Source organism: Acidimicrobiales bacterium, from assembly GCA_036273495.1.
In the GTDB taxonomy this organism is placed as follows: Bacteria; Actinomycetota; Acidimicrobiia; order Acidimicrobiales; family JAJPHE01; genus DASSEU01.
In genome coordinates, this window is sequence record DASUHN010000423.1 from 1 (window position 1) to 7,622 (window position 7,622).

The window sequence follows — 7,622 nt, forward strand, 5'->3', positions numbered from 1 at the left end:
CCCGCCTGGATCTGGGACGGCGGGCTGGTGGCGGCCGGGCTGGGCTCGACGGCCGTGATCGTGGGCGTCCTGCGGGCGCCGCGGGGCCCGGTGGGCCGGGTACTGGCTCTGGCTCCCCTGGCCTGGCTGGGCCGGATCAGCTACTCGCTGTACCTGTGGCACTGGCCGGTCATCGTCCTGGTCAACCCGAGCACCACCGGCCTGTCCGGCGCGGCGCTGGTGGTGCTGAGGGTGGCGCTGATGCTGGCCGCCACGTGCGCCAGCTACTACCTGGTCGAGACCCCTCTCCGGCGAGCGGACTGGGCGGCGTGGCGGCGGCGCGCCCTGGCTCCCGCCGGCGCCCTGGCCACCGCCGCCCTCGTCGTCGTCGGGACAACGGCGCCGGTGTCGGCGGGCGCCGCCCCGGTCTCACACCGCGACAGCCCGGCCACGCTCAACGCCACCGTCGGCTCGGTGCCGGCGGCGCTGCCGGTGGGACGCGTTCCCTCACCGTCGGATCCCCTGCGCGTCTGGATCATGGGTGACAGCGTGATGTTCGACAGCGCGGCGGGGTTGACCGCCGCTCTCGAGGCGACCGGGCGCGCCACCGTCACCGCCAACAGCTCGTTCGGGGGCTGGGGGCTGAGCACCGACCACGTGTGGCCGAGCGACGCCCAACGGATCATCAGGCAGTACCGCCCGGAGGTGGTGATCGGCACGTGGTCGTGGGACGACGGGCTGGCGGCCGCCGATCCGCCGGCCTACCGGACCCGGCTCGAGCAGGCGGTGAGAACGATCCTCACGCCCGGTGACGGCGTGGACCTGATGGTGCTGCTCGAGTACCCCCCCACCGGACCCTCACCCGCGGTCAGCGATCCGGTGGCGCGGGCCGCCAAGTGGAAACAGCAGCTCCAGGTGCAGGGGGCATGGGACCGCGTCGCTCGTTCGGTCACCGACGCCTTCCCGGGCCACGCCGCCTACCTGCGGACCACACCGGTGTTCGCGCCCGACGGTCGGGTCATGACCTGGATGCGCGTGTCGGGCACGACCTGGATCCGGGCGCGCAAGCTCGACAACACCCACATGTGCCCGTACGGGGCGGCGCTGTTCGGCTCGGCCGTGGTGACCGCCATCGCGGAGCCCCTGCTCCTCGGGACGATGAGCCCGGGCTGGGAGACCGGGGCGTGGACCCACGACGGGCGCTACAACGACCCGCCCGGTGCCTGTCCCGCCGACCAGCCGCCGCCCGGCTACACCGGAATCCCACTGCCCGTCACCAGCGGCTGACGGCCGGCGGGGGCGCTTCTGTCCCGGAAGCCGCTCCCCTATCATCGGTCGGTGCCCAAGGTCTACGCCGTCGCCAACCAGAAGGGCGGCGTCGCCAAGACCACGACCGTCCACTCCCTCGGCACGGCGCTGGCGGAGCGGGGCCGGCAGGTCCTCCTGGTCGATCTCGACCCCCAGGCGTGCCTCACTTACTCGCTCGGCCTGGTGGCCGCCGAGCTCGGCCACTCGCTGCACGACGTGATCGTCCACCGCACCCCGGCCGCGGACGCCCTCACCAAGGTCGGGGACATCCACATCCTTCCGGCCACGATCGACCTGACGGGCGCCGAGATCTACCTGCTCTCCAAGACCGGGCGTGAGTACGCGCTGGCGCGGGCCATCGAGCCGGTGGTGTCCGGCTACGACGTCGTGCTCATCGACTGCCCGCCCTCGCTCGGCATCCTCACGATCAACGGGCTGACCGCCGCCCACGAGGTGCTCATCCCGCTGCAGTGCGAGACGCTGTCGAGCCGCGGCGTCGGCCAGCTCCTCGAGACGGTGGGCGATGTGCGCAGCTTCACCAATCCCGGACTGGGTGTGGCGGGCGTGATCGCCACCATGTACGACGGCCGCACGCGCCTGGGCCAGCAGGTCCTGGCCGACGCCCACGAGCAGCACGGCCTCGAGCTCCTCCCCCCGCCGGTGCCCAAGTCGGTGAAGGTGGCGGAGGCGCCGGGCCGGAGCCGCTCGGTCCTGCAGCACGCCCCCCACTCCCCCGCCGCCGACGCCTATCGCGAGCTGGCCGCCCACCTCGACAGCCGGATCCGCTGAGCGAGGGCCGGTGACGCCCCGCGCCGTCGACCCCACCGGTAAGCAGGCCCTCTTCGGCTCCCCCCCGGCCGCCGCCGGGGACCGCCTGGCTCCGGGCGTGCGGCGGGAAGGAAAGGCGGCGCTCTTCTCGACCGCCCCCCGCCAGCCGGGCACCGTGGTCGTGGAGTGCTCGGGCTGCCGGGTGCTGAGCCGGGTCTCGCTGTTCGACCTCGGCCTGCGCGCCCTGTCCGGTTCGGCCTGGTTCCCGCTGCGTCGCCACTCCCACTGGATCCGCTGCCCCAACTGCGCCAAGCGGCAGTGGTGCCGGATCGGTTGGAACGACTGACCGATCGGAGCTATACCTCGGATTCGAAATTCGGGGGAGGGGGCGTCATGCAGAACCGCTGGGTCCAGGAGCCGGTGAGCGGGGAGGGGGGCGAGGTGGTGCCGTTTCCTGCCAATGCCCGCCTCGAGGTCACCTACCTGACCGATCCCGAGGTCCTGGCGGCGGCGCTGCCGCCGCCTCTGACCGCACCGCCCGAGCCGCGGGTCCACGTCCGGTTCACGCGCATCGAGGTCAACGGGCACCTCCACGAGATCGTCTGCTCGTTCCTGGTCGACGCCATGTACGGGGACCAGCTCGGCCAGCACTGCCTGGTCATGCCGATCGACCTGGCCGACGCCATCGCCCCCAGCCGCGAGCGCTACGGGGAGCCCAAGAAGATGGCCGAGATGGCCTTCGAGCGCCAGGGGGACCACGTGCGGGCCAGCGTCACCCGCCAGGGGGTCACGATCATCGACGTGGTGGGAGACGTGACCGAGAAGCTCCCGACTCCCGAGCCGTACCCGCTCCTGCACTTCTGGTACAAGTTCCTGCCCGCGGTCGAGGGGCCGGGTTTCGACGCCGGGCCGTTCCTCGTGACCCTCCACCAGACCATGAAGCCCGAGTCCGCCGAGTTGGTCGACGGCAAGATCGTGCTGCGCGACCTGCCCGGCACCCCGGTGGCCGACCTGCCCGTGCTCGAGCAGGAGTCGATGCGGTTCATGATGACGTCGTCGGACTTCTACCACGTGCTCGAGGACGTCGTCATCGACCCGGCCGAGTACGCCAGACACGTTGCCGTCCAGTACCGGTAGTCCCGCCCCCGACCGCCCGGAGCGGACCTACGACCGGCGGGGCTTTCTCGGCCTGACCGCCCGCCTGGCGGGAGGCGCCGCCCTCCTCGGCGGCGCCCCGGGGCTCCTGGCGGCGTGCAGCTCCTCAGGCTCGGGGGCCTCGGGCTCGTCCGGATCGCCGGCGTCGGGCCCCGGCACCGCCTCCGCCGGCACCCCCAAACGGGGCGGCTCGCTCAAGATCGGCATCGACGCCGAGACCAACGGCTTGAACCCCGTGGCCAGCGACTTCACCTCGCCGGCCGTCTACTACGCCCGGGCCGTGTTCGACACGCTGACCATCCAGGCGTCGGACGGTTCGGTCAAGCCCTACCTGGCGCAGTCGGTCACCCCCAACGCCAGCTACGACGTGTGGACGATCACCCTGCGGCCCGGCGTCGTCTTCCATGACGGGACCCCCCTGGACGCCGACGCCCTGGTCACGTACCTCAACCAGGTGGTGGCGAGCCCGACCTACTCGATCACCCTGCAGAAGCTGATCCGGAGCGTCTCCAAGACAGGGAACCTGTCGGTCAGCGTCAAGATGGGCCAGCCCTGGGTGGCCTTCGACGCCTATCTGTCGGGAGGAACCGGCGGAGCGGCCCAGCTCGGCTTCATCCCCTCGCCGAAGATGCTGGCGGACCCGAACGGAGCCAATCACCCGGTGGGAACCGGGCCGTTCGTGTTCCAGCGTTGGGACTCGAACGTGCAGTTCGTCGCCACCCGCAACCCGCACTACTGGCGATCGGGCCTGCCCTACCTGGACCAGATCACCTTCAAGCCGATCCCCGACGAGACGGCGCGGATTCAGACCCTCGATGCCGGCGGCGTCGACCTCATCCAGACCGCGGCCTACGACACGATCGCCTCGCTCCTGCATCAGTCGCAGTTCACCGTTCTCAGCAACGTCCACGGTGACGTGGGTGAGCCGAGCCAGAACTTCATCATGCTGAATACGCAGGTGGCGCCCCTCGACGACGTCCGGGTCCGCCGGGCCCTCGCCTCCGCCACCGATCAACGCCAGCTCAGCCGGCTCACCGAATCCAACCTGGTCCCGCCCTCGTCGGGCCCGTTCGAGCCGGGCAACCCCTGGTACTCGCCGACCGGCTATCCCACCTTCGACCTGGCCAAGGCCCAGGCGCTGGTGAAGGCGTACCAGGCGGAGAAGGGGCCGATCTCATTTCCGCTGATCACCGCCGGTACCACACAGCTCAACCAGATGCAGGTCCTCCAGCAGATGTGGAGGAAGGCCGGGATAACGGTCAGCTCCATCGACACGCCCACGAGCACGGCCCAGATCAGCGCCATCCTGATCGGGGACTATGCGGCGTCGTCGTGGGGCCAGTTCTCGGCGCCGGACCCCGACATGAACTATCCGTTCTGGTCGGCAACGACGGTGGCGCCGCTCAAGAAGTTCGCCGTGAACTTCGCCCGCAACGCCGACCCGGAGATCGAGGCCGCCCTGCAGGTGGGGCGGACCAACCCCGACCGGTCCGCCCGGATCGGGGCGTACCAGAAGGTGGCCCGGCGGCTGGCCGCCGACGTCCCCTACATCTGGACGGGCCGGGCCCTCGGCGCGGTGGCGGCCCGGCGCAACGTGGCGGGCTACGCGACCGGGCTCTCCCTGCCCCAGGGCGGCCGGGCGGCCGCCCTCAACGGCTCGAACATCTGGCTGACCGAGATCTGGATGAGCTGAGCCGTGGAGGCCCGGGCGGCCGGCGCGCCTCTCCCCGAGGCCATGGCGCTGGCCACCACCCGGTCCGACGGGAGCCCGGCGGGACCGTCCGGCCTTGATGGGACGGTCCCGCCTGACCGCGGTCAGGAGCAGCCGCTGGTCGTCCCGCAGCTGGCGCAGACGAAGCACGACCCGGCCCGCTGCATGGCGTTGCCGCACTGGTAGCAGTAGGGGGCGTCCTTGATCTCCCCGATCGGGCTGATCTCGACCGCGGTGTCGCTGACGTCCACCACCCCGATGGTCTCGGTGGTGGTCTCCTCCACGCCCGGAAGGGTGGGCTGGGTGCGCTCGTCGGTGGTGAGGATCCCGAGCTCCTCCCGCTCCTCGTAGGGCAGGTAGTCGACCGCCAGCCGCCGGAAGATGTAGTCGACGAGGCTCGACGCCAGGCTCAGATCGGGGTCGTCGGTCATGCCGGCCGGCTCGAACCGCATGTTGGTGTACTTGCGGACGTAGGTGGCCAGCGGGACTCCGTGCTGGAGGCCCAGGCTGATCGAGATCGAGAAGGCGTCCATCACCCCGGCCAGGGTCGATCCCTGCTTGGAGACCTTCATGAAGACCTCACCCGGTCGGCCGTCCTCGTACTCGCCGACCGTCACGTACCCCTCGCAGTCGGCAACCCGGAAGGCGAAGGTCTCGGACCGCCGGCGCTTGGGCAGCCGCTCCCGGATGGGCTGCTTGACCACCACCGTCTGGATGGCGAGCTGCTTCTCCAGCTCGGCCACCTTCTGGGCCAGGATGGGGTCGAGGACCACGGGAGCGGGAGCCTGGTCCTTCTCCTTCTTGGCCGTCGACAGCGGCTGGGCCACCTTGCAGTTGTCGCGGTAGATGGCCACCGCCTTGAGCCCGAGTTGCCAGGCGTCGATGTGGAGCTGCTCGACGTCCTCCACGCCTGCGTCCTCGGGCATGTTCACGGTCTTCGAGATGGCGCCGGAGATGAACGGCTGGACGGCACCCATCATCCGGACGTGTCCGAGGTAGTGGATCGCCCGCTCGCCGACGGCGCAGTCGAAGACCGGGTAGTGCTCGGTCTTCACGTAGGGCGCGCCGACGACGCCGTTCCGCTCGTCGATGAATGCGACGGTCTCCTCGACCTCGCGCGGCGCGTAGCCGAGCCGCTCGAGTGCCATCGGCACGGTCTTGTTGACGATCGTGATCTCGCCGCCGCCGACGAGCTTCTTCGACTTGACGAGCGAGAAGTCGGGCTCCACGCCGGTCGTGTCGCAATCCATCATGAAGCTGATCGTCCCGGTCGGAGCGAGCACGGTCGCCTGCGCGTTCCGGAAGCCGTGGATCTCGCCGAGGTCAAGCGCGTCGTCCCACGCCTTGCGGCAGTGGCCGAGCAGGTCGGCCGGCACGGAATCCGCGTGCTCGATGTTCCCGACCGCAGCCCGGTGCTTCGCGATCACGCCGATCATCGGCGCGCGATTGACCTGGTAGCCGTCGAACGAGCCCATGCGGGCGGCGATCTCCGCCGACTTGCGGTACGCCCGGCCGGTCATGAGGCCGGTGATCGCGGCCGCGTACGCGCGTCCCTCGTCGGAGTCGTACGGCAGCCCGCGTGCCATCAGCAGCGCGCCGAGATTCGCGTAGCCGAGCCCGAGCTGCCGGAACCGCTTCGCGTTCCGCCCGATCTCGGGGGTCGGATAGGACGAGTAGCCGACGAGGATCTCCTGCGCGAGGAAGACGACGTCGACCGCGTGCTCGAACGCCTCGACGTCGAGCTCGCCGTCCTCCCGCCGGAACTTCATGAGGTTGAGCGAGGCGAGGTTGCACGCCGAGTCGTCGATGGACATGTACTCGGAGCACGGGTTCGAGGCGTTGATGCGGCCCGTGTTCGGGAGCGTGTGCCACGAGTTGATCGTCGTGTCGTACTGGACGCCCGGATCCGCGCATTCCCAGGCGGCAGCCGCGATCTGGTGCAACAGGTCGCGTGCGTCGCGCGTCTCGAGCACGGTGCCGTCGGTGCGCGCGCCGAGGTTGAACTCCTCGCCCTTCGTCGCCGCCTCCATGAAGACATCGCTGACGCGGACGGAGTTGTTCGCGTTCTGGTACTGGATCGAGGCCCAGTCCGGCGAGTCGAGGGACATGTCGTAGCCGGCCGACTCGAGGACGCGCGCCTTGCGCTCCTCCTTGGCCTTGCACCAGATGAACTCCTCGACGTCCGGATGGTCGACGTCGAGGACGACCATCTTCGCCGCGCGCCGCGTCTTGCCGCCCGACTTGATGGTGCCCGCCGACGCGTCGGCGCCCCGCATGAAGGACACGGGCCCGGAGGCGTAGCCGCCCTTCGACAGCTGCTCCTTCGACGACCGCAGCCGCGAGAGGTTGACGCCCGAGCCGGAGCCGCCGCGGAAGATGACGCCCTCCCGCCGGATCCAGTCGAGGATGGCCTCCATCGAGTCCTCGATCGAGAGGATGAAGCAGGCCGAGCACTGCGGCGCGGCCTCGAAGCCGACGTTGAACCAGACCGGGCTGTTGAAGGAGGCGTACTGGTTGACGAGGATCGCCTTGAGCTCGGCCTCGAACGTGTCGGCCTCGTCGGTGTCGGCGAAGTAGCCGCCCTCCTTGCCCCAGGCGACGACGGTGTCGACGACGCGGCCGATCATCTGCTTCACGCTCGCCTCGCGCTCGGGCGAGGAGAGGCGGCCGCGGAAGTACTTCTGGGCGACGATGTTCGTGG

6 protein-coding genes are annotated in these 7,622 nt (G+C 70.4%); 5 read left to right on the forward strand and 1 reads right to left on the reverse strand.

From position 1 onward, the window contains the following. The 5 genes from VFW24_18370 to VFW24_18390 form a co-directional block, all read left to right on the forward strand. A partial coding sequence (locus VFW24_18370; protein HEX5268737.1) for an acyltransferase occupies positions 1-1,266 on the forward strand: 1,266 nt, incomplete at its 5' end. 51 nt (positions 1,267-1,317) lie between these two features. Beyond that, positions 1,318-2,076, forward strand: coding sequence for an AAA family ATPase (locus tag VFW24_18375; protein HEX5268738.1), 759 nt, complete (start codon positions 1,318-1,320; stop codon positions 2,074-2,076). Between the two features lie 10 nt (positions 2,077-2,086). Then, positions 2,087-2,401, forward strand: a complete 315-nt coding sequence (locus VFW24_18380) for a hypothetical protein (protein ID HEX5268739.1) — start codon at positions 2,087-2,089, stop codon at positions 2,399-2,401. A 47-nt stretch (positions 2,402-2,448) separates the two neighbouring features. After that, positions 2,449-3,192 carry an acetoacetate decarboxylase family protein gene (locus VFW24_18385; GenBank protein HEX5268740.1) on the forward strand — a complete coding sequence of 248 codons (744 nt, stop codon included), beginning with the start codon at positions 2,449-2,451 and terminating at the stop codon, positions 3,190-3,192. Then, complete coding sequence (locus VFW24_18390) at positions 3,173-4,903, forward strand: ABC transporter substrate-binding protein (GenBank protein HEX5268741.1); 1,731 nt, start codon at positions 3,173-3,175, stop codon at positions 4,901-4,903. Before VFW24_18385 ends, VFW24_18390 begins: the two co-directional genes overlap by 20 nt. 122 nt (positions 4,904-5,025) lie before the next feature. Here the strand turns inward: VFW24_18390 and VFW24_18395 are convergent. Continuing rightward, on the reverse strand, positions 5,026-7,622 hold a 2,597-nt coding region (locus VFW24_18395), incomplete at its 5' end, for a vitamin B12-dependent ribonucleotide reductase (protein ID HEX5268742.1).

Coding starts and splice junctions, on each gene's coding strand:
- VFW24_18385 (HEX5268740.1), top strand. CDS start 2,449: ATGCAGAACCGCTGGGTCCAGGAGCCGGTGAGCGGGGAGGGGGGCGAG.